Source organism: Roseateles sp. (genome assembly GCF_039929605.1).
Lineage (GTDB): Bacteria > Pseudomonadota > Gammaproteobacteria > Burkholderiales > Burkholderiaceae_C > Pelomonas.
In genome coordinates this window covers 1-19,372 of the sequence record NZ_JBDSQX010000021.1, presented here as the reverse complement: position 1 = coordinate 19,372, position 19,372 = coordinate 1, and the positions used below count along the sequence as shown (strand labels likewise).

The 19,372-nt window shown below is 67.8% G+C and carries 20 protein-coding genes; 9 read left to right on the top strand and 11 right to left on the bottom strand.

Annotated elements, in window-relative coordinates; genetic code table 11:
* Positions 1 to 10: 10 nt before the first annotated feature.
* Together ABIS05_RS03535 and ABIS05_RS03530 are read right to left on the bottom strand one after the other, a co-directional pair.
* Positions 11 to 319 carry a DUF883 family protein gene (locus ABIS05_RS03535; RefSeq protein ID WP_348012727.1) on the bottom strand — a complete coding sequence of 103 codons (309 nt, stop codon included), beginning with the start codon at positions 317 to 319 and terminating at the stop codon, positions 11 to 13.
* A 61-nt stretch (positions 320 to 380) separates the two neighbouring features.
* On the bottom strand, positions 381 to 1,367 hold the full coding sequence (locus ABIS05_RS03530) for a WYL domain-containing protein (protein WP_348012726.1): 987 nt from the start codon (positions 1,365 to 1,367) through the stop codon (positions 381 to 383).
* A gap of 121 nt (positions 1,368 to 1,488) precedes the next feature.
* Between ABIS05_RS03530 and ABIS05_RS03525 the strand changes: the two genes are divergently transcribed.
* A complete protein-coding gene (locus ABIS05_RS03525) occupies positions 1,489 to 2,529 on the top strand; it encodes a hypothetical protein (RefSeq protein WP_348012725.1) in 1,041 nt (346 codons plus the stop codon).
* Positions 2,530 to 2,672: 143 nt separating this feature from the next.
* Here ABIS05_RS03525 and ABIS05_RS03520 read toward each other — a convergent pair whose 3' ends face one another.
* The 3 genes from ABIS05_RS03520 to ABIS05_RS03510 form a co-directional block, all read right to left on the bottom strand.
* Entirely contained in the window at positions 2,673 to 3,191 is a 519-nt protein-coding gene (locus tag ABIS05_RS03520; RefSeq protein WP_348012724.1) for a GNAT family N-acetyltransferase, read from the bottom strand.
* Between the two features lie 93 nt (positions 3,192 to 3,284).
* Positions 3,285 to 3,941 carry a 3'-5' exonuclease gene (locus ABIS05_RS03515; protein ID WP_348012723.1) on the bottom strand — a complete coding sequence of 219 codons (657 nt, stop codon included), beginning with the start codon at positions 3,939 to 3,941 and terminating at the stop codon, positions 3,285 to 3,287.
* Between the two features lie 10 nt (positions 3,942 to 3,951).
* Complete coding sequence (locus ABIS05_RS03510) at positions 3,952 to 4,269, bottom strand: nucleotide pyrophosphohydrolase (protein ID WP_348012722.1); 318 nt, start codon at positions 4,267 to 4,269, stop codon at positions 3,952 to 3,954.
* 368 nt (positions 4,270 to 4,637) lie between these two features.
* Between ABIS05_RS03510 and ABIS05_RS03505 the strand changes: the two genes are divergently transcribed.
* The 6 genes from ABIS05_RS03505 (at position 4,638) to ABIS05_RS03480 (ending at position 11,055) form a co-directional block, all read left to right on the top strand.
* A complete protein-coding gene (locus tag ABIS05_RS03505) occupies positions 4,638 to 5,729 on the top strand; it encodes an SGNH/GDSL hydrolase family protein (protein ID WP_348012721.1) in 1,092 nt (363 codons plus the stop codon).
* Positions 5,730 to 5,756: 27 nt separating this feature from the next.
* Complete coding sequence (locus ABIS05_RS03500) at positions 5,757 to 6,422, top strand: OmpW family outer membrane protein (protein WP_348012720.1); 666 nt, start codon at positions 5,757 to 5,759, stop codon at positions 6,420 to 6,422.
* 1,396 nt (positions 6,423 to 7,818) lie between these two features.
* Positions 7,819 to 8,529 (top strand): GDSL-type esterase/lipase family protein, encoded by a 711-nt coding sequence (locus tag ABIS05_RS03495; protein WP_348012739.1) that lies wholly within the window; start codon positions 7,819 to 7,821, stop codon positions 8,527 to 8,529.
* A 989-nt stretch (positions 8,530 to 9,518) separates the two neighbouring features.
* Entirely contained in the window at positions 9,519 to 10,241 is a 723-nt protein-coding gene (locus tag ABIS05_RS03490) for a DUF1223 domain-containing protein (RefSeq protein WP_348012719.1), read from the top strand.
* A gap of 83 nt (positions 10,242 to 10,324) precedes the next feature.
* Positions 10,325 to 10,639, top strand: a complete 315-nt coding sequence (locus tag ABIS05_RS03485) for a TfoX/Sxy family protein (RefSeq protein WP_348012718.1) — start codon at positions 10,325 to 10,327, stop codon at positions 10,637 to 10,639.
* Positions 10,640 to 10,653: 14 nt separating this feature from the next.
* Positions 10,654 to 11,055 (top strand): hypothetical protein, encoded by a 402-nt coding sequence (locus ABIS05_RS03480; protein WP_348012717.1) that lies wholly within the window; start codon positions 10,654 to 10,656, stop codon positions 11,053 to 11,055.
* Positions 11,056 to 11,133: 78 nt separating this feature from the next.
* On the opposite strand, the gene queE is transcribed toward ABIS05_RS03480, so the two are convergent.
* Positions 11,134 to 11,760, bottom strand: coding sequence for a 7-carboxy-7-deazaguanine synthase (queE, locus tag ABIS05_RS03475; RefSeq protein ID WP_348012716.1), 627 nt, complete (start codon positions 11,758 to 11,760; stop codon positions 11,134 to 11,136).
* An 87-nt stretch (positions 11,761 to 11,847) separates the two neighbouring features.
* On the bottom strand, positions 11,848 to 12,948 hold the full coding sequence (locus ABIS05_RS03470; RefSeq protein ID WP_348012715.1) for a 6-carboxytetrahydropterin synthase: 1,101 nt from the start codon (positions 12,946 to 12,948) through the stop codon (positions 11,848 to 11,850).
* Between the two features lie 72 nt (positions 12,949 to 13,020).
* On the opposite strand from ABIS05_RS03470, the gene ABIS05_RS03465 reads away from it, so the two are divergent.
* Entirely contained in the window at positions 13,021 to 14,385 is a 1,365-nt protein-coding gene (locus tag ABIS05_RS03465) for an MFS transporter (protein ID WP_348012714.1), read from the top strand.
* Here the strand turns inward: ABIS05_RS03465 and ABIS05_RS03460 are convergent.
* From ABIS05_RS03460 to ABIS05_RS03445, 4 genes are all read right to left on the bottom strand, one after another.
* On the bottom strand, positions 14,382 to 15,104 hold the full coding sequence (locus ABIS05_RS03460; RefSeq protein WP_348012713.1) for a response regulator: 723 nt from the start codon (positions 15,102 to 15,104) through the stop codon (positions 14,382 to 14,384). The genes ABIS05_RS03465 and ABIS05_RS03460 overlap by 4 nt on opposite strands.
* A 115-nt stretch (positions 15,105 to 15,219) precedes the next feature.
* A complete protein-coding gene (locus ABIS05_RS03455; protein ID WP_348012712.1) occupies positions 15,220 to 16,473 on the bottom strand; it encodes a glycerophosphodiester phosphodiesterase in 1,254 nt (417 codons plus the stop codon).
* Positions 16,474 to 16,568: 95 nt separating this feature from the next.
* Positions 16,569 to 17,729 (bottom strand): ATP-binding protein, encoded by a 1,161-nt coding sequence (locus tag ABIS05_RS03450; protein ID WP_348012711.1) that lies wholly within the window; start codon positions 17,727 to 17,729, stop codon positions 16,569 to 16,571.
* A complete protein-coding gene (locus ABIS05_RS03445; RefSeq protein WP_348012710.1) occupies positions 17,719 to 19,017 on the bottom strand; it encodes a sigma-54 dependent transcriptional regulator in 1,299 nt (432 codons plus the stop codon). The genes ABIS05_RS03450 and ABIS05_RS03445 overlap by 11 nt, the downstream gene beginning before the upstream one ends.
* 152 nt (positions 19,018 to 19,169) lie before the next feature.
* Between ABIS05_RS03445 and ABIS05_RS03440 the strand changes: the two genes are divergently transcribed.
* Positions 19,170 to 19,372 (top strand): hypothetical protein (locus ABIS05_RS03440; RefSeq protein ID WP_348012709.1); only part of this gene is annotated, 203 nt, incomplete at its 3' end.

Below are 19,372 nucleotides of genomic sequence, written 5' to 3'. Positions count from 1 at the left end.
TTGCCGGACTTCAGCGGCGGCCGATCAGCACGCCGAGAACCAGCCCCACCGCTGCGGCTGCGCCGATGGCCTGCCAGGGGTTGGCGTGCACGTAGTCGTCGGTAACCACGGCGACGTCCTTGGCACGCTGCACAGCCTCGTGCTGGGCGTCGAGCAGCTTTTCCTTGGTGCCATCCAGCCGATCGCGGATGCGAGCGCGCAAGGCCTTGGCCTCGCCCGAGGCGTCCTTGCCTGTGGCGGTGATCAGCGCATCGATGTCGTCCATCACCGCGCGGAAATCGGCGGCCAATTTTTCTTTTGCCTGGGTTGCGTCAGTCATGGCTGGCTCCGGTCAGTGTTGAAAGCGCACAGCCTAACCCGGTTGCTCTGCGTGACCGCAGCTATTGCTGCGCCGAGGCCAGGGAATCGACCGCTTGCCGCAGCCGCACGGCATAAGCCTCGCGCAGCGCCGCCGGCGCGACCACCTCGACCTGGCCGGCATGACGCAGCAGGTCCATCAGCAGCTCGGTGTCGTCTACGTACGGCAGTTTCAGCCGCCAGCGGCCGTCGGACAGGAACTCGCTCTTCTGCGCCGGGTGCCATTCCTCGCGCGACACCCAGGCCGCCGCCTCGGGGCTGAACAGCAGCTCCGCCTCGCGCGGTGTACCGCCGGCAAAGATGCCGTAGCCGCGGTCCAGCTCGGCCTCCAGCTCGCTCAGGGCCAGGGCTTGCGCGTCGGTGTCCAGCAGCGTCGCGGCCTCGATGCCGTCCAGCGCAAAGCGGCGCAGGCCCTGGCTCTGGTGGCAGAAAGCGTCCAGGTACCAGGCATGGCGGTGGTGCACCAGCCGCTGCGGTGAGACCTCGCGCTCGCTGACCTCGCCCGCGCCCGTCTTCTTGCGGTAGATGATGGCGAGGCGCTTGCGCTTGACGACGGCGCTGCCGACGGTCTCGAAGCTGTCGCTGGCGATGCGCCGCCTGGCCGTGCCGATGAGCTTGACGCGCCGCCGCAGCTCCTGCGCCTCGCCCTGGTCCACACCCAGCATGCCGGTGATCTTGTCGAACATGGGCTGCAGGTGGCGACCCACCACGCCTTGCTCGTCCAGCCCGGCCAGCATCTGCTGCATGGTCAGCAGCGCATGCAGCTCAGCCTCGTTGAACCACATGCCCGGCAGCTCATGCTTGCCGCCGCGCCACTGCTGGCCGAAGCGGTAGCCGTTGGCACCGGCGTCGTAGTCGATGGGCGCGTCCATGCGCTCGCGCAGATAGGCCAGGTCACGCTTGAGCGTCGCCGGCGACACCTCCAGCGCGTCGATCAACTCGGCAAACGACACACAGCCGCGCGAGCGAATCAGGTGCTCGATCTTGTAGAAGCGCTCGGTGCGGTCCATCGCCAGTCCTGAAAATATTTACAGTGGTTTTCGAGGTGGATCATCCCATGAGCCAGCTGGCTCACAGACTGCTTGCAAGGCCCGCGAATCAACGGCGTGCCTCTTTAACCCGGAGCCCGACATGCAAGCCGTCATCAATGCCCAAGTCATCAGCCACCCCGCCCTCGTCCAGTTCACGCTGGACATGGACGACACCCCGGCCCTCGTCAGCGCCCACGAGCGCATCGGCCTGGCCCTGGGCCGTGACTACGCGCTGCACGGCATCACGCCGCCCATCGCCCACCTCTACCCGCAGTCGCCGCTGCAGCGCGGCTGGATGTCTGCGCGTGGTCGCACCGTGCGCACGCCGGCCAGCCCGCAGGTCGAGCTGTGGCTGGCCCTGCGCACGCACGCCTGGGCCCGTGGCCGCAGCTTCGAGGACATCCAGCTCACACCCCATCACTTGGCCCAGCTCGACGCCAGCCATTGCCCCATCACCCGCGAGCCCCTCGCCGACGACAACCGCAGCATCGACCGCGTCCGCGACGATGCCGGCTACGCGGCCGGCAACCTGGCCGTCATGAGCCAACGCGCCAATCAGGCCAAGGGCAGCCGTGGCCATCAGGGCCTCGTCGACATGGCGGCCAGCTGCGCGGCCGGCCCCATCACCCGCATCGGTGGCCTTGCCGAGGCGGACTGGCAGCGCCTGGCCGTGCTGGCCAGCTTCGTCACGCCGCTGAGCCATGAGCAAGCCGCCGGCATTCCGCTGCGTGTGCTGCCGCCGAATCGTCTGCGTCTCTTCAACCCCATCCAGGCGCTGCAGGCCCTGGTCACGCGCCAGCTGGCCACACCCGGCTGGAGCGCCCGCCTGAGCCGGCTCGAAGCCCTGCTGCCGACGGATCAACTCCGTACCGACTTCAACCGCTTCCTGCTTGCGCTGGCCCCGCGCGTGCTGGCCGCCACCGAGCTGCAGGAGCCGCAGCAGATCCGCTGGGCGCTGGAAGACGCCTGGGCCCTGCCGCTGGTACAGAAGCGCTGGCTGCGCTTTGCGCTGCAGCTGACGCCCGAGCAGGCCGAGAACCTGGTGGAACGCGCGGCTGCCAAGAAGCTCTGCCCCGTGCACGTTCAGCGTCACGATGACGCCACGGACGGCTGGGCACTGGCTACCGGCGGCTACATGTGAGCCCCTCGCCCGGTCTCGCCCCGCTGAACGCGGACGTGCCCGGTCGGTCCCCCGAGGGGACGGTGATGCTTGCGGCATCGAGCCGCAAGCACCTCACCTATGCGGGCCGGCTTGGGAGCGGCCCGGCGCTCGGCCCGAAAATCCTAGACCAGCGAACGATGCAGGCGGATCTCTTCGATGCGCGCGCCACCGACTTCCGTCGTGCGCGCGCTGCCCAGCTCACGCTTGAAGCCGGCCAGCTCGAAGAAACGCAGTGCGCGTTCGTTGCGCAGGTAGCACCACAGCGTGGCCTTGGTGCAGCCTTCTTCCTGGAGGCCGTCGCGCGTGGCATCCCAAAGCGCCAGGCCGACGCCCTTGTCCCAGTGGACCGGGTCGGCAAACAGCGCCCAGACCTCGCCGACCGTGGCGGGCGTGCCCTTGTCGCGTGAGCGATCAAAGCCGGCGAAGCCCATGACCTTGTTGTCCAGATGGGCGACGACGACCTGCGGCTCGCAAAGGTCGATGGCTTCACGCCAGAAGGCCTGGCGCTTCTGCACCGACATCGCGTCCAGCGCGGCTGCCGGCAACAGGGCCTTGTAGGCGTCCTGGCTGGAGGCGACGTGGATCTCGGCGATGGCCTTGGCATCACGCAGGGTGGCGGGGCGAACCTGGATCAAGGACATGGAACTCTTTGGGCAATGACGCGAGGACGAAAGCGCGAGATTCTCCTTGCCCAAGCTCGCAAGCAGGGGCCTTGACAGAATTATTTCCTGCACTCAGGCCGCCGCTTCCTGTGCCTTTTGTCGCGCCTTCACGTGTTCAATCAAGCCGCGCCTCAGCCAGCGCAGCGGCGTGCGCTGCAGTTGGGCCAGCAACGCATGGTCGACCTGGGCACACCCCAAGTCCATCGCAAAGCGGCTCGCAACCTCGGCGCGTACCTTCAGCAGCAGCTCGGCCGTGACGCGGGCATCGGCCATCGCCCGGTGGGCGCGGCCGTTGAAGCGCAGGTCATGAAACCGCACCAGCGAACCCAGCGAATGGCTCTTGGCCTCGGGCCAAAGCCGGCGCGACAGCAGCACGGTGCAGGCGAACTCGTGCGCCAAGTCCGGCTCGATGCAGGCGCGCGCCATCTCCGCCTGCCAGAAGCCCCGGTCGAAGGATGCGTTATGGGCCACCAGCGGGCAGCCCTCGGTGAAGCGGGCCAGCTCGCGCATGACCTGGGCCGAGTCGGGTGCACCGGCCAGCATCTCGTTGCTGATGCCGGTCAAGGCCTGGATGTAGGGCGGCACCCAGGCGCCGCTGTTCATCAGGCTGCTCCAGGTGTCCACCACCACACCGCCGCGCACGAGCACGGCCGCGATCTCGGTGGCCCGGCCGCCGCTCGTGGGCCCGAGGCCGGTGGTCTCGAAATCGATGACGGCGATGGTCTCCACACCCATCTCCTCAAGACCTCTTCAGCGGCGGATGTTTGACAGCGTTCATCGCCAGCTTGCGCTCGACGGCGGCGTCGAGATCCACGCCGCCGTGGTCGGCGATCTGCACGAGGTAGAGCAGCACGTCGGACAGCTCCTCGCCCAGATGGCGGCGCTGGTCGTCGCTGAGGTTCAGGGACTGCTCGGGCGTCAGCCACTGGAAGATTTCCAGCAGTTCGGCGGCCTCGACTGTCATGGCCATCGCCAGGTTCTTGGGGGTCTGGTAGGGCTGCCAGGCGCGCTCGTCGGCGAAGCGGCGCAGGCGCTGCTGCAGGGTCGAAATGTCCATGCCAAAGTGTCCGATGTATTCCTAAGCGGTCTTGAAGAATTCAACGTAGTGGTCGTAGTAGAGGGCGGCCTGCGCTGTGGACAATGGCAAAAAGTCATTGCGCAGCAAGCGCTTGGCGCCCGCACAAGCCTGTGTGTGGCAGCCTTGTGCCGGTGCTCGCGTTTGGGTACAACTTTCAGAATGAGCCCGGGCCTGTGGATATCTGATCGGTTGTCCCAGGTCCATCCACAGACTTGCTCCGCACTTTCGAACGTGGTTCTTTACGCGATTGAGGGGAAAAACGAACGACCGTTCTAAAAAGCAGAGGCTAGAGTGGCCCTCCCCGAATTTCGTGCGGCTGCCAGCGAGCTGTCGCTTAGGAGACAACGATGAAACCCTTCCTCACCCGGATCGCCGCGGCCTCAGTCGCGCTGTTGGGCGGCCTGCTTGTGGCGGGCTGCGGTGGCGGCGGTGCCACGGCGGACACGACGCCCAAGTTCAGCCCCAGTGCCGTGGTCTCCTTCGGTGACAGCCTGAGCGACCAGGGCACCTACAAGGTGGGCACGGTCGCTGCTCTGGGCGGCGGTCAGTACACGGTCAACGGCGTCGGCCCGCATTGGCTGGAGCGCATCGCCACGCTCTACGGCCTGACCAAGCCCTGCCCCGCTCAGCAAGGTCTTGATGGACTCGCTTCCCAGGGATTCGCCGTCCCCGTCACGAACAACGTCGGTTGCTTCGCCTACGGTCAGGGCGGGGCGCGGGTGACCAACCCGGTCGGCCCGGGCAACAAGCTGCTGGGTGGCAGCAACGCGGTGCTGGGCCAGCTCACGGTGCCCGTCATCACGCAGATGCAGAACCACTTGACGGCGGCTGGCGGAAGCTACAAAGGGACCGAGCTGGTTTTCGTCTATGCCGGCGGCAATGACGTCTTCATCAACCTCGCCACGGTGCAGGCGACCATTGGTGCAGGTGGTGACCCGACAGCGGCTGCCACCGCAGGCGTGACCGCGATGGGCCAGGCCGGGGCCGAGTTGGCCGGCTACGTCAAGGCACTAGTGGTGGGCAAGGGAGCGAAGAACGTCGTCGTCATCAACCTGCCTGATGTCAGCCTCACGCCCTTCAGCAAGAGCCTGCCCGCCGCCACGCAGGGCCTGATCCTGCAGATGGTCAACACCTTCAACGATCAGCTCAAGACAGGTTTGTCCGGTGCCGACGTGGTTTGGGTCGATGCCGCTCAGGGCGTGCGCGACCAGATTGCCGATCCCGCGAAGTTCAGCCTGACCAATGTCACCACGCCGGCCTGCGATCTCAGCCCGGCCAAGAACCCGCTGGGGTCGTCGCTGGTCTGCAGCGCCGCCAACGTCGTCGCTGGCGATATCAGCCACTACCTGTTCGCCGACAGCGTTCACCCCACCCCCTACGGGAATCAATTGCTGTCGCAGGTGGTGTCCCTTGAACTGGCTCGCAAAGGCTGGCTCTGAGTCCGCGTGACCCTTCAGGAGAACTCCATGAACATCAAATCCCTGCTCGCAGTCACCCTGCTCTCCGCCACCGGCCTCGTTCACGCGCAGTCGGCCGGCAGCGTCATCGTCTACGGCGGCGCGGCCCAGATCACGCCGCAGGTCGAAAGCGGCGACCTCACCGCGCCCAGCCTGGCCGGCACCAAGGTCAACGTGAAGAAGGCCAGCTCCTTTGTCGGCGGCATCACCTACTTCTGGACCGACAACATCAGCATCGACCTGCCCATCGCCGTGCCCTTCAAGCATGACGTCGTCGGCGCTGGCGCCATCGACGGCGTAGGCAAGCTCGGCACCGTCAAGTCGCTGCCGATGACGCTGCTGGCCCAGTACCGCTTCGGTGATGCCAACAGCAGCTTCCGCCCCTTCGTCGGCGTCGGCCCCACCTACGGCTATTTCTTCAAGCCCAAGGCCACGGCCGCGCTGTCCGGCATCACCGGCGGCTCGCCCGCCAACCCCACCACGCTGTCCATGAAGAGCCGCCTGGGCGCGACGCTGGAGTTCGGTGCTGCCTACAACGTCACCAAGGACTGGTCCGCCAGCCTGTCGGTCACCAAGACCTTCATCAAGACGACGGGCAGCTTGTCGACGGGCCAGACCATCGAGACGACGCTGGACCCGGTGGCGATCAAGTTCGGCGTCGGTTACCGTTTCTGATCTGGTTCACCCGGTCATGCAAAGGGAGCCTGCGGGCTCCCTTTTTTTCGTGTGCGCCCAGCATGGGCGCACTCTTGTGAGTGCAAGTCCCGCCGTAAGTTGGTCACGACGAACGAAGCGAAGCGCAACTGCATGAGGGCGACCGAGTGTGGGGAGGAAGCGTGGAGCGAAGCTGCGAGCCAATGAACAAGAACCGGATAGAAGGCGCTGCCGAGCAGGGCGAGCGGGCACGAAACCGCAAAGCTCTCGTGATCAAGGCGAAGCGGTGTAAATCCAGCGGTTGTGCAGTGAAGGAGCGCGTTCTTACCTGGGGAGATCTCGCCTCACGGCTGAAAGGCCGACGTGGTGACACGGAGCGAGAAGTCAGCAGAGGTCGTAGTAGTCCGAGTCGGAGGCCGCTGAAGCTGAGCCAAAAGGGCGAAGGACCGAACGAGAGTGAGTGACCGAGGACATGAGGATGTCACAGGCCATGCGTCAGATGCCGGAGCAATCCGGGCGGGAGGGCATCGCGCGCGGTGAAGCCGCACGCGGTCTCTTCAGCGACGAAGCCGACGACCCGCCTCGTAATCGCTGAGGTACAGGGTTGACGACGCGAAGGGCCGGCATTGGTGTTTGGCCAGACGTGAAGTCAAGGACCTCAAGCTCTCGAACCGCCCGGTGCGGACCCGCATGCCGGGTGGTGTGGGAGGGGCTCGGTCAGAAGGTCTGACCGCCCTATCCCGATGTGCGCCCAGCATGGGCGCACTCTTGTGGGTGCAAGTCCCGCCGTAAGTTGATCACAGCGAACGAAGCGAAGCGCAACTGCATGAGGGTGGCCGAGTGTGGGGAGGAAGCGTGGAGCGAAGCTGCGAGCTGATGAACAAGAACCGGATAGAAGGCACTGCCTAGCTGGGCGAGCGGGCCGAAAACCGCGAAGCTCTCGTGATCAAGTCGAAGCGGTGTAGATCCGGCGTTTGTGCAGTGAAGGAGTGCGTTTCTTACCTGAGGAAGCCTCGCAACCTCACTCTCAAAAAGTGACTCGTGCCGGAAGGTCCGAGATCGTCGGCCACTACTTTGCTGGTCACAAGTTCCAGCTTCGAACGCCTGATGGCCTATCCATCGGGCGCGTCGCTGAGGGCGATGGACTGTCGCTCACGCTGACCAACGTGCCTCCCCGGCGACTATGAGACGGCGGCAATGGCTGTCGACGACTCGCGCACGGCGATGTTCCCGGAGGTTGCGCAAGTGGCGACTGTCGGCGTCGACAACGTCACTGTTTTTCTCGGCCGATACCCGCGATATACCACATGGCTTGGACGCCCGCAATGGTCGGATCCACTTTTCAACCTCCTATTCATTTGTTGCAATCAGTAACGACACGCGTAAGAATGGTCTTACAAGAATTTAGGGGTTGCGCATGTCATATTTAGGGGCCGAAGAGTTCATCATCGCTGTGCTGATGGTCGGCTCATTTCTCTATGGCGTTTGCATCCAGAAATACAAGCTGTTCCCGCTGAAGCAGTTGGTGCAGGTCAAGAAGCGGCTCCAAGGCCCAGCAGCGGTGGATTCGCTGGTTTTGCCGTTGCACGTTTCGCGTCGTTCGCTGTTCGAACTTTTCCCGCGTCAGGCAGACGTGGTTATGGTGGGCGACTCGTTGACCGGCTATGTTGAGTGGGACGATCTGTTCCCTCAGCTATCGATTGCGAACCGTGGCATCAACGGCGACACGACTTACGGTTTGCGCCAGCGCATCCCCGGTATCCTGGCGACCAAGGCCAAAAGGGCGATCATTTGCATCGGCCTGAACGATTTCATCGCGGGCCGCTCGGTCAATGATGCGTTCACCGATTACACGGCCTCGGTCGAGGCGCTGCTTGAGGCTGGCCTGCAGGTGCATATCCTTTCGACCGTGCTCAGCAGAAGCCCGGCGGCCAATTCGAAGATCCTTGAACTGAACAAGCGGCTTTTGCCCTACGCCGCGTCAAAGGGGTTGACCTTCACGAACCTCAACGCCCTGTTGGCTGTCGACGACATGCTCTCTACAGACTTCACCTATGACGGCACCCACCTCCGGGCCGCGGCCTACGTTGAATGGCAAAAGGCCATCGCGGCGCTAGTGACGGCGTAACGAACCTAACACCGACCAACGCCCGCGCAGGCGTTTTTCGTGCGCCCAGCATGGGCGCATTCTTGCGGGTGCAAGTCCCGCCGTAAGGTCGTCACGAGGAACGAAGCGCAACTGCATGAAGGCGGCCGAGTGTGGGGAGGAAGCGCGGAGCGAAGCTGCGAGCTGATGGACCAGAACCGGAAAGAAGGTGTTGCGGAACAGGGCGAGCGGGCGAAAGACCGCGAGCTCTCGTAATCAAGGCGAAGCGTCGTAAATCCGGCGGTTGTGCAGTGAAGGAGTGCGTTCTTACCCAATGGGAGATCTCGCTTTGCGGGTGAAAGCCCGACGTTGAAGCGCGCAGCGAGACGTCAGTAGAGGCCGTAGTAGCCGAAGTAGGCCGCAGAGGCTGTAGGCCGAGGTGAAGGGCCGAACGAGAAGGACGGCCACGAGACATGCGGCTTGGCGAGGCAAAGCAAGGCAAGACGGCGGTCGGTCCGGTGTGGGGACGCAAGTTCCTGGGCACTGTGTGATGGCGACGCCGCAAGGGGAACCAGCGGGCGGTGGGGCACAGGCGCTGGACAAGCTGCGGGATCGAATCCGGCAGCTGACGAGCAGCAGCCGAGGAAGAAGCCTCGACCAGATGACGCAAGATCTGAGGAGCTACGTGCCGCTTCGCCACCGACTGCTGTATAGCTCAAGCAGTGGAAGCGGGGCATCACGATGTTCCGTGAACTGCGAAAGCTGGGTGCCAGCATGGACCAGGCAGCCATTGTTGCTGGGGGTGCACGACGTTGGTGATGCACCAGTGGCGGGGTTGCGAACCGTCGTCCTGACGGGCGCACTTCGACCGCCTGGGAGTCCCGAAGTTCTCCTGACCGCAACTTCTCGAACCGCCCGGTGCGGGCCCGCATGCCGGGTGGTGTGGGAGGGGCTCGGTCAGAAGGTCTGACCACCCCTATCCCGATATAGAGGGACTGTCAGGTTGAATGGGCCGGTGCGACTCAGCTGGCATGAAGCAACTCCCGCTCCTTCTCCTCCTCGCCATCGCGGTGCCCGTCGTTTCTGCCCAGACCTGCCCCAGCGCCACCGTGCAAAGCGGCGCCGCCGTGCCGCGCGTCATTGAGCTCTACACCTCCGAGGGCTGTTCCTCCTGCCCACCGGCCGACCGTTGGCTCAGCGCGCTGAAAGGCCAGCCCGGCGTCATCGCGGCGGCCTTCCATGTGGACTACTGGAACGGCCTGGGTTGGCCGGACCGGTTCTCCAGCCCCGCCTTCACCGAGCGCCAGCAGCAGGGCGTGGGCGTCAACGGTTCGCGCAATGCCTACACGCCGCAGATCGTCGTCAACGGGCGGGACTGGCGCGGGGCCAGCTTGCCGGCGGTATCAAGCGAGCCGGCGCGGGTGCGGCTGGCGTGGGCGCGGACGGCGAGTGGTGAACTGAAGTTGAGTGCTGAAGCGCTGACGGGAGCGCCGGGGCGCATCCAGGTCTGGTGGGCGCGGCTGGAGGACGGCCACCAGAGCCGGGTCCGCGCGGGTGAGAACCGTGGCGAAACCTTGGCGCACGACCATGTCGTGCGCGAATACGCGCGGCTGCCCGCCTGGGACGGTCGCGAGAAGGCCGAATGGCCCGTGCGGGTGACCGCTGCGGAGGCGGGCCACAAGAGCCGCTGGATTGCCGTGGCGACGGATGCGAAGGACGGCAAGGTGCTGCAGGCGGTTGAGATCGGCTGCTGAGAGTCCCGCGCCCCAGGCGATGCGCTGATTCCAGCCAGAGGTGGCTACATTCCTGCAAGCGCCAAACCGCAGGCGGAGAAACCGTGCCCAAGCCCAAGGTTCTGAAAGTCGATGTCCCAGCTGGTGCGGCAGCGCAACCGCCAGCCTCGTTCGAGGCCTTGGCGAATCTGGGGCCCCGGTCGTCCCAGTTCCTGCTCACCGCCGGCATCACGTCGTTCGAGCAGCTTCAACGCTTGGGCGCCGTCAAAGCCTACGCATGGGTCAAGCGTGTCGAGCCGAAGGCCAGCTTGAATCTGCTCTGGGCGCTCGAAGGCGCACTCAGCGGCATGCACTGGCGTGATGTCGCCAGGGAACACAGAACCAGCCTGCTGCTGGCGTTGGAATGCTGCCAGGAGTGATGCGAATGCAGACGATGAGCCGGACCCGTTTCGTCATGGCCTTCGCCGGCCTGGCCGCGCTGGCGGGTTGCAGCAAGACCGCGTCCGATGCGCCCGCGCCACCAGCACCGCCGGTCGCGGCATCAGCGGCGCCGGTCGCCGAAGTGCCGGCGGCGTGGCTGGGCAGATGGCAAGGGCCGGAAGGCACATGGTTGGAGATCGTTGGCGGGCCTGGCACCTACCGCGTCACCGTGCAGAACCTGGACGGCCCGCGCAGCTTCGATGCCAAGGCCGGCAGTGGCACGCTGGTCTTTTTTCGCGATGGCAGGACCGAAACCATCCGGCCGGGCAATGGCGCGGACACGGGCATGAAGTGGCTGGCGGACAAGCGCGATTGCCTGGTCGTCAAAGCGGGCGAGGGCTACTGTCGTAAGTGACTCGCGCATTGGGTCGTTGCGCTTGTCAGCCCTGTCGCTCGCGACGCTGTTCTTTGGCTCGGGCTGATCCCGACCATCTCAGGCGATGCCCACCACCTTGTGCATCTGCACCGACAACCGCCACTGCGGGTGCGCCATGCAGTAGGCCACCGCCGCCTTGGTGTGCTCGCGCTGCAGCACCGAGTCCATCGGCTGCAGGAAGAAGTTCTGGAAGTCCAGCCCGGCAAACCTTTCGGGCTGGGCGAGCGGCTGCGGGTAGACCAGCTTCAGCTCGTGACCCGAGGTCAGCAGCAGCGGCGCGTCGGCCTTGGGGCTGACGCAGATCCAGTCCAACCCCGGCGGCGCGGCTTGCGTGCCATTGGTCTCGACGGCAATCTCGAAGCCGCGGGCGTGCAGGGCGTCGATGAGAGGCGTGTCGACCTGCAGTAGCGGTTCGCCGCCGGTGCAGACGACATACGGCTTTCCACCGCCGGGCCACGCCTTGGCAATCGCATCGGCCAGCGCGTCGGCCGTCGCGAACTTGCCACCACCCTCGCCGTCCGTGCCGACGAAATCGGTGTCGCAGAAAGTGCAGACCGCCGTCGCACGATCCTGCTCGCGGCCCGTCCAGAGGTTGCAGCCGGCAAAGCGGCAGAACACCGCCGCGCGGCCGGCCTGGGCGCCTTCGCCTTGCAGCGTGTAGAACAGCTCTTTGACTGCGTACATGTCAACCCCTCGTCCGTCGAAATACGCCGGCCGATCCCCCGAGGGGATGCGATTCGGCTTGGGGCGGCCCGGCGCTCGAATCGCGCGTCATACCGGAATCAACTCTTCCGAGTCAGCCCGGCTGACGATGGCGCCCGAGCCGCGGGTCTCGTACAAGTCCACGCGGTCGATCTGCGGCAGCACGTCGCCACCCTCGTTCAACACCCATGCCGCAATGGAGGCCACGTCCCCATCCGGCAGCCCGGCAATCTCGTACAGCGGGTGGTGGTCCAGCCGCTTGAAGATGGGGTTGAAGAGCGCCTTCACGTCGCCGAAGTCCACCGTCCAGCCCATCACCTGGTCCAGCGGCGCGGCCAGGTGCAACCTCAATGTGAAGGTGTGGCCGTGCGTGCCGGCCAGCGGGTGGCCGCCGGGCGCGTGACGCAGCCGAACGGCGCTGTCGAGCGTCATCTCCTTCCAGATGCGATAGCTCTGGCCGTTGAAGTTGGCGCCGCTGGAGCCGGTCTCGTAGACGGTCACCCAGCTCAGTTCCGGCAGTTCGGGCTTGAGGCGCTGCCACAGCCAGGCGGAGACGTTCTCGCTGGTCGGGTTGGCGAGGCCCTCGATGTCGTTCAGGCAGCGGTAGTTCAACGCAAAGTGCAGCGGCGCCCAGACCTCGTCGAGGTGGTCGTAGTCGATGGCAAGGTAGCGCTCGCCGAGGTCGGCATTCGCATGCAGGATGACCTCGAAACCATGGCCGTGCATGCGCCCGCACTGGTGGCCGGCCGGCACGTTGGGCAACTGGTGCGCGGCCTGAAAACGGTAGCGGCGCCACACGTGCGCATGGCCGGCGCCGTCCAGGTCCACGCCGCTGTGCGCGGTGCTCTGCACGCCCACCTGCACGATGCCGGGCACGTCGGGGGCCAGGCGGCTGCGCACCCAGCGCGCGAGGTTTTCGTCGGTGGGCTCGGCCAAGTGGTCATTCAGCAGCGCGTGGTCCAGTGGCGCGACGGCCTCTGCCATGCGGGCGCGCAAGCCCTCCACCTCGCCGCCAGGGAAGGCCGCCCACCCCGCCGGCAGCGCCGTGCGCACGGTGGCGAAATAGCTGTGGCCGTGCAGGCCATGGCTGCGGTGCGAGGCGGGCAGGGCGGGAATGCGGCAGGCCGACTCGAAGCCGGCCGAGGCACAGTGCAGGACTGAAACTGACATGCCCCGATTGTCCCGTAGGGCTTCAAGCCCTGCTTGACTTGAAGTGGGCTTGAACTTTTAGGCTTCACGTCCATGAACCTCGCCGATCCCGTGAACGCGCCCCCCGCCACCGCCGAAAGCCTCTTCGCCCCCGGCCGCCGAGCCGCCTGCATCGGCGCCGTGGCGTTGATCTCCATGCTCGCCTTCGAGTCCATCGCCGTCGCCACCGCCATGCCCGCCGTGGCCGGTGCGCTGAACGGCCTGCCGCTGTACGCGCTGGCGTTCGGCGCCACGCTGGCCACCTCGGTGCTGGGCATGACGATGGCTGGCCAGCTCTGCGACAAGCGCGGCCCCTACCGTGCGGCGCTGATCGGGCTGGCGGTCTTTCTGGCCGGGCTGTTGGTGGCGGGTTTTGCCACCGCCATGCAGGCGCTGGTGCTGGGCCGCGCGCTGCAGGGCCTGGGCAGCGGCGTGCTGGGCGTGACGCTCTATGTCGGCGTCGGCCGGGTCGTGCCACCGGCGCTGCACCCCAAGCTATTTGCGCTGTTTGCCGGGGCCTGGGTGGTGCCCGGGCTGGTCGGGCCGGCGCTGGCCTCCTTCCTCGTGCAGGCCCTCAGTTGGCGCGCGGTCTTCCTGGCCGTGGCGGCCGCGGTGCCGGTGGCGGCGGGGCTGATGTTGCCGGCGCTCAAGCGCATCGGCTCGGGCACGGGCGAGGTGCTGCGCTGGGGCGCCATGCGCTGGGCGCTGCTGGCCAGCGCCGGCGCGCTGGCGCTGCACGGTGCCAGCCAGCAGAGCGGCATGGTGGCCGGGCTGCTGTTTGCGGCCGGCCTGGCCGGGGCGGGTTTCGCGGCACGGCGGCTGCTGCCGGTGGGCACGCTGACGGCGGCGCGCGGCCTGCCCACGGTCATCCTGCTGCGCGGCCTGATCGCAGCGGCCTTTGCCAGCGCCGAGGCCTTCCTGCCGCTGCTGCTGACCGGCCACTTCGGCTGGAGCCTGACGCAGGCTGGCATCGCGCTCAGTGCCGGCGCGGTGACCTGGAGCATCGGCAGCGCCGTGCAGGCGCGCGTGCACCGCGAGGCCGCGCGCCGCCGCCTGTTGCCGGCGGGCTTCGCGCTGGCGGCGTCTGGCCTGGCCGTCGTCATGGCGCCACTGGTGTCCACGGCGCTGCCGGCGGCGCTGGTGTTGCTCGGCTGGGTGGGTGTGGGCCTGGGCATTGGCCTGTCGTTCCCGATGCTGTCGGTGCTGCTGCTGAGGCTGTCGCCGCCGGATCAGCAAGGCAGCAACACCTCGGCGCTGCAACTGGCCGACGCCCTCGTCAGCAGCGCCGCGCTGGCGCTGGCCGGCCTGCTGTTCGACCCCGCCACGCGCCAGGTACTGCCGGTGCTGTTGATGGCCTGCGCGCTGGCGGCGGCTGCGTCGGCGCTCAGCCTGCGGGCCGTGGCTTCGACGAAGGCTTAGACGCCCGGCTGCCGCGTGTCCGTCACGCGCCGCCCGCGTCGCGAGGCGGCCGAGCGCAGGTGCACGAGGGACTCCACGCGCTTGAGCAGTTCGCGGTCGTTCCAAGGCTTCTTGAAGATGCCGTAGACGCCTTCGATCTGGCCCACGCGGCCGTGCAGCTCGTCGTGGCCGGTGATGGCGATGACGGGCAGGTCCTCGGTAGCGAGGGTGCCATGCACGTCGGCGATCAGCTCGAAGCCGTCCTTGTTGGGCATTTCCAGGTCGGTGATGAGCAAGGCGATCTCGGGCTTGGCTTCCAGCGCGGCCGTGGCCTCGTTGCCGTCGTTGACCTGCACGACGACGAAGCCGGCGCCTTCCAGCAGCCGCTTGAGCTTGGTGCGCACGACGGCCGAGTCGTCGGCGATGAGCACCGTGGCCGGGCCTTCGGGCACGACGGGCGCCGGGGCGGCCGGCGGCTGCATGGGCGTGGGCGCCGACACGAAGGCGCTCGACATGGTCGGCCCGGTGCCCGGAAAGCCCGGGATGGGCGGCAGCACGACGGGCGGCTGCGCTGCGCGAGGCCGGCGGCCCTGGGGCGGCAGCGGCGGGGGCGTGTACTCGCGTGGCGGCCGGTAGTCGTCACGCTTGAAGGCGGCAATGAGCACGATGATGGCGAGCGGTATCGCGATCAATACCGGCATCAGATAGGCGCCCAACAACTCCTGCAACTCGTGAAACATCGACTCCATCCCTGGGGTGTGTAAGCGGGGAGCCTATCACCCGCCACGCTCACTCACCACCGAGGAAAGCCGGCATGTCTGCACGACATGCCGGCGTTTGCGTCTGTTTACACGCTCAGTCGTGGCTGTTGACGCAGCCGCGGCCGTTGACGAGGCAGCGCGCGTAGCCGGGGTCGTTCTTCAGCAAGAACATCGCGCGGGCGGCGAAAGCCGAGTCGGCGAAGTCGGCGAACACGCCGTCCACGCCCAGCTCGTAGAAGGTCAGGTACTCGTTGACGGGGCTGCCCTTGTAGTCGCTGGCCAGGCGCTTTTGCTCGCTGCGGAAGGTGTACGGGTGCACCACCAAGCCCAGCTTGTGGGCGTTGGCGACGATGTCGGTCGGGGCCAGCAGCTGGCGGTCGCGCTCGTCGACGAGGCCGTCGCCGGTCACATCGGCGCAGCCGCCGCCGGCAGCGACCGTCTTGCAGGCGCTGGGCAGCAGGTAGACCTTCCACGGGCCGATGCCGTCGGCATAGGTGCGCACCTCGGCCAGGCCGGCGGGCGTCAGCAGGTCCTTGAACAGGCCGGCGCGGCCGGACACGACCCAGTCGTAAGGCTTGTCATAGGGCTTGTTGAAGGCCAGGCTGCCGTCGGCGTTGACGTCGTCCGCATCCACCAACTGCACCAGGCGCAGGCTGGACTTGCTGCGCAGGTACTTCAGGTTGGCCGTCTCGAAGGACTGCACGATGACCGGCGCGCTGCGGTGGTTCCAGCCGGCGCGGGTCAGCGCGCGCAGCAGGCGGTCTTCCAGCGGCAGGCCGATGCTCTGGTGGTAGGTCGGATGCTTGGTTTCCGGGTAGATGCCGATGCGGCGCCCTTCCTCGGCCGACTTGCGCTTCACAAAGGCGATGACCTCCTCCAGCGTCGGGATCTCGAACTGGCCGTTGAACGACGGGTCGCGGTCCGCCAGCGGCTGGATGGCGCGCAGCGTTTTGATCTCGGCCAGCGTGAAGTCGCTGGCGAAGAAGCCCACCTCGGCCGCACCGTCGATGACGGCCGTGCGCTTGCGCGACGCGAACTGCGGCAGCGAAGCGACGTTGGTGGTCGCGATGAGGTTGGGCTCGTGGCGGACGATCAGGTGGCCGTCTTTGGTGGCGACGAGGTCGGGCTCGACGTAGTCGGCGCCCATCGCGATGCCCAGCGCGTAGTTCTCCAGCGTGTGGTCGGGCAAATAGCCCGTGGCACCGCCGCGGTGGCCGATGACGAGGGGCGCGTTCTCGGCGCGGGCGCGCGAGTGGTCGCTGCGGTCATGGGCCGAGGCCCGCTGGGACAGGACTAGCGAGGCGGCGGCAAGCACGCAGATGCCGGCGAGGCGAAGGGATTTGGACATGGCGAAAGGCTCCGGTACGGACAGTCGCCGCAGGCTAGGTGGGGGCGGTGACAGGGCCGTGACCCGCGGGCCACGTGCCACCCCCTAACTTGCCGTCAGAACGTCAGAACAAAGCAGGCGCCGCCGCCCGGGCGCTTGGCGTGGCGCACCGTGCCGCCCAGGCCGTGCACCAGCTGGCGCACGACGGCCAGGCCCACGCCGCTGCCGCCCTCGCGCGTGGTGAAGAAGGGCGTGAAGATGCGCTGCTCCAGCCCCGGCGCCACGCCCGGGCCGTTGTCGGCTACCGTCAGCCGCAGCCGCGCGCCACGGCTCAGCGCGGCCTCGATGCGCAGCGTTGGTGACGGCCGTCCGGCACAGGCCTGCAGCGCGTTCTGCGCCAGGTTGATGAGCACCTGCTCCAGCTGGGCGGCGTCGGTGCGCAGCGCCAGCGTCTCGGGCTCCACGGCGATGTCGACCGTGCCGCCCGCTGCGGCCCAAGCCGGCGCCAGTAGCCGCTGCACCGCCTGCAGCAGCGGCAGCAGCGACGTGTCGGCCAGCGTCGGCGCGGGCGGCTGGCTGACGCTGCGGTAGCGCTCGACGAAGCCTTGCAGATGCGCCGCGCGCCGGGCCAGCGCGGCGAGCGCGGCCTGCAGCTCCCCGTGCTCGCCGGCCTCCAGCAGCGCCGGTGCGCTGCCGGCCAGCGAGGCGATGGGCGTCAGCGAATTCATGATCTCGTGCGTCAGCACCTGCACCAGTTGGCGCCAGGCGACGAGCGTCTCTGTCTCCAGCTCCGACTCGATGGGCGCCAGCGCCGCCAGCCGCCAGGCCTCGCTGCTCACGGTCAGCGCCGAGATGGCCAGCACCGCGCGCTCCTGGCCGTGTTCGGTGGGCAGCGTGATGACGCGCCGGCCGGGCTCGGCGTCCAGCAGCGCAAGCAGAGCGGCGGGCTCGACCGCGCGCCCCGGGGCGATGAGGCGGCGGGCGGCAGCGTTCAGTGCGAGAGGCGGGCTGCCGGCCGTGAGGCGCCACAGCGCCAGCGGTGCGTGCTCCAGCGCGGCGTCCAGGTCCGGCCGAGGCGCGGGCGGCGGGTCGGGTGGCAGCGGCGTGGGGCGGTGGGCGAGGCGTGTCAAAGCGGCCCAGCCGAAGGCGGCGGCGATCAGGCCGGCCAGCGCGCAGGCGACGAGCAGGCGGGGCGAATCCAGCGACGCACCGGCACCGGCCGAACTCGCCGTCAGCACGCCGGCAGCGACAACCACGCGGGCGCGATCAAAGCCCATGCTTGTCCAGCCGCCGGTAAAGCGCCGCGCGGCTCAGGCCGAGCAGCTTGGCGGCCTGGCTGATGTTGCCGTCGGCCTGCGCCAGCGCGGCTTGCACGGCCTCGCGTTCGCGCTTGGCCAAGTCCAGCCCCTGCTCGACGGGAGCCGGCGTTGCCACATCGGGCAGGCCGAAATCGGCGAACGTGAACACCGGCCCGCGCGCCAGCAGCGTCGCGCGCTCGCAGGCCTGGCGCAGCTCGCGCACATTGCCGGGCCAGCGGTAGGCGGTGAGGCGCGCCAGAGCATCCGGCGTCAGCTCGACCGTGCGCTGTTGTTTCGCAAACTGCGAGAGGTAGTGCCGCAGCAGCAGCGCGATGTCGACGGCGCCACGCTCGCGCAGCGGCGGCACGCGCAGCACCACGGTGTTGAGGCGGTAGAGCAGGTCGGGGCGGAAGCGCCGCGCGTCGAACAGCTCGGCCTCGGCCACGTTGGTGGCGGCCAGCACGCGCACGTCGACCGGCACGGGCTTGTCGCTGCCCAGCGGCGTCACCTCGCGGCGCTCCAGCGCGGCGAGCAGCTTGGCTTGTTGCGCCAGCGGCAGGTTGCCGATCTCGTCGAGAAACAGCGTGCCGCCCGCCGCCGCGACAAAGCGCCCGGGCCGCGACTCCCGCGCATCCGTGAAGCTGCCGCGCCGGTGGCCGAACAGCTCGCTTTCCACCAGCGCCTCGGGCAGCGAGCCCATGTCCACGGCCAGCAGCGGCCCGGCCGCACGCGGCGAAGCGGCGTGCAGCGCGCGCGCCACCAGCTCCTTGCCGACGCCGTTCTCGCCGAGGATGAGCACGCTGGCCTCGCTGGCGCCCACCTGCGCGATCTGCGCGCGCAGCGACTGCATCGCGGCCGAATCACCAAGCAGCTCGCCGACTTGCGCCGCCGGTGCGCGGCGGGCCAACGCCGCCTGCACGCAGGCCACCAGCCGCTCGTTCGCCCACGGCTTGGTGATGAAGTCCACCGCGCCGGCCTTCAGCGCCTGCACGGCCAGCTCGACCTCGGCATAGGCCGTCATGACGATGACGGCCGGCGCATCGCGGCGGCAAACGACCTCGCGCAGCAGCGCCAGCCCGGCTGCGCCGTCGCTGGCACCGGGCGCGAAGTTCATGTCCAGCAGCAGCACGTCCGGGACGATGTCGTCGAGTGCGGTTGGCAGGTCGCGCGGGTCATTGCGCACGACCACTGAGCCGAGCTTGCGCAGCGCCAGCCGCGCGGCCAGGGCCACGTCGGGGTCGTCGTCGAGGATGAGGAGGCTGGCCATGTGAGGGCGCGACTCTAAGCGCGCAGCCCGCCGCCGAGAAGGCGGTGTCCGGAACCGGACAGTCGAGGTGTCCGCAAGTGGACGTTCTGCCCGCCAAACCACCCTTTTGCCTGGGGAAACGCCCTGGCCCGCCTCTTGCAAAACACTGGCCCATGACCCTCCCGTCCTTCATCACCCCCTGGCGCGGCGCCTGGCGCCAACTGCGGGCCGAGCCCGGCACCGCCGCCCTCGTCATCACCGGCCTGGCGCTGGGCCTGGCGCTCACGCTGCTGACGGCCAGCTTCCTGCGTGACGTGCTCTGGCCGGACGCCCAGCTGCCCGAGGTCGAGCGCCTGGTCGCCTTCGAGTGGCGGGT